At 38.5% G+C, this 1,874-nt stretch carries 4 protein-coding genes; all 4 read right to left on the reverse strand.

The window, feature by feature from the left end; translation table 11 throughout:
- A partial coding sequence (locus tag KQI79_RS27190) for a hypothetical protein (protein ID WP_216541453.1) occupies window positions 1-185 on the reverse strand: 185 nt, incomplete at its 3' end.
- Window positions 182-361: a helix-turn-helix domain-containing protein gene (locus KQI79_RS27195; RefSeq protein ID WP_216541454.1), complete on the reverse strand. Its 180-nt coding sequence runs from the start codon at window positions 359-361 to the stop codon at window positions 182-184. The genes KQI79_RS27195 and KQI79_RS27190, both read right to left, overlap by 4 nt.
- 85 nt (window positions 362-446) lie before the next feature.
- Window positions 447-1,328, reverse strand: coding sequence for an SU10 major capsid protein (locus KQI79_RS27200; protein WP_216541455.1), 882 nt, complete (start codon window positions 1,326-1,328; stop codon window positions 447-449).
- 26 nt (window positions 1,329-1,354) lie between these two features.
- Window positions 1,355-1,874: hypothetical protein (locus KQI79_RS27205; RefSeq protein WP_216541456.1), on the reverse strand; the 520-nt coding region annotated here is incomplete at its 5' end.

A 1,874-nucleotide genomic window follows, 5' to 3' on the forward strand; every position in this document is an offset into this window, starting at 1 on the left:
AGTGTATCCACATAATGTTGACTTGAACCGAACGAACTGGGAAACCTCCACTTTTTTACAGTCCGCGAGGCAGATCCACTATATTCAGTGTTTGATATTACGGGCTTTCGAAATTTAGGTTTACCATTTATGTAATTGGCGCAATTTTTGCCAATTGTCTGCTTAATTTGTTTGTCAAGTTTCATGTTGCTGAATGCTCCTCTATGTACCGTTTATATTTATCAATTAGACGATGGTCTAATTTGACTTGCTCTTTTTCGTACTTGCAAAGATAAGAATCACTAATACCAATGGCTTTAGCTACATCCTTTAATTTGATGTTGCTAGCAATCCGCTTTATGCGCCATTGTTTGATTGTCATTTTAATCATCCTTTCTTTTAATGGAAATTAATTGAATATATACGATAAAAAAATAAGCAGGGGATTGGTTACCCCTGCATGTTGGTTATGTAAGCTGGAACTGTGCAATTGCTTTAGGAGTCTTGACTCTTAAAGTAGCTTCTGCGACAACTTGACCCCGTACACTGTCGCCGATTTTGGCGAGTGGTTCAAATTGCGGTTTACGAAGGAAGTCAATGCTTAACTTATTGACATCAAATACAGTTAATTTGTCTGGAGATGCATTTCTGGACAAAAGGAAATATACAGTGCCGTAATTGGTTTTAATTCCAGATACAGTCAAGCCAAAAATAGAATGATCGGCAATGTAACTGTATTTATCTTTAAAGATTGCGTCAATTTGCTCTTTTAAGTCAGCGTTGACCAGTCCAAAAAATGTGCCGCTAATTCCTTTGTCCCACAATTTACGAACAGTGTCTTTAATGTTCTGCTCATTTGGGGTTGCACTCTCTATAATATTTTCGGGAATAACCCAATTTTCCAATCCTTTCATTTCGCGGATAAATGGGGTAGCAGAACCATCTTTAAGCTCACCTGATGTAATGGCTTTTTCGAGTCCAGCCTTTAACTCAACCAAACGATCAGCAATTTCGGAAGAAAAAATGTCTCCTTGACCTGTTACATTAATAGCTTGTGCTGTACCGCTAACACTTGCACCGCGTTGAAAGATTTGCAGTACGTTTGATAGTTCGGCTCTTTCAGACTCATAAAATTTTGGCTCTTCGTTACCTTCAACGACTCCAGTTCCAATGTCATCTGTGTTATAACTGGACTCCCTCCAAGTTTGAACCTTGCCATTCGCCCCACCAGTCAACCCTTTACTAAGCAATAATGAAAGTAAGGGAGTGTCGTTAATCTCACCTACTTTTGTAATTTCTTTGTATAGGCTAATGGATTCAGCATTCGTAAGGTTTGTAGATTTAAACATTAATTATCGTCTCCTTTAAATTTTAATTATTGAAACAATTTTGATAGCTTGGCGCTAATCATACCTTGGACATTTCCAGTTTTTTCGGCTTGAGAATAGGCATCTGTTTGTTTATGATCTTGCGGTATAAAGCTATTATTAAGTTTACGTCCATCCAGCACTGTAGATAGCTTATCAACTTTGGCGTGCAACTCTTCCTTATTTTCCACATTAAGGAAATCAATGAAATCATCAAGCTCTGCATCTTTTAGAGCAGATACAACTTTTTGCTGGAGTAAATCCGCTTTAAGTTGCTTAATTTGTTTTTGCTCCTCGGTTAACTCCTGCGGTTTAAATTGAAGCAATTCGTCACGCTCGGCAACAATAGGGGAGAGGACTTCATCTCTCCACTTTTGTTTAGCTTCTTCGATTGCTTGATTAACTTGGTTGTTTACGCTGAAGCATAATGCCCGAAAGCTGACGGTATTGCCTGTCCAGGGATTGACGAATATAATGTCCGTATCACAGAAAAGGAAAAGGATGCCTCCATATAGCGTGAGCCTGTTC

Origin of the sequence: Paenibacillus sp. MSJ-34 (assembly GCF_018918005.1) — a bacterium.
Taxonomy (GTDB): domain Bacteria; phylum Bacillota; class Bacilli; order Paenibacillales; family Paenibacillaceae; genus MSJ-34.

Excerpts from the sequence above, each read along its gene's own strand:
- KQI79_RS27195 (WP_216541454.1), bottom strand. The coding sequence starts at position 361 with ATGACAATCAAACAATGGCGCATAAAGCGGATTGCTAGCAACATCAAA.
- KQI79_RS27200 (WP_216541455.1), bottom strand. The coding sequence starts at position 1,328 with ATGTTTAAATCTACAAACCTTACGAATGCTGAATCCATTAGCCTATAC.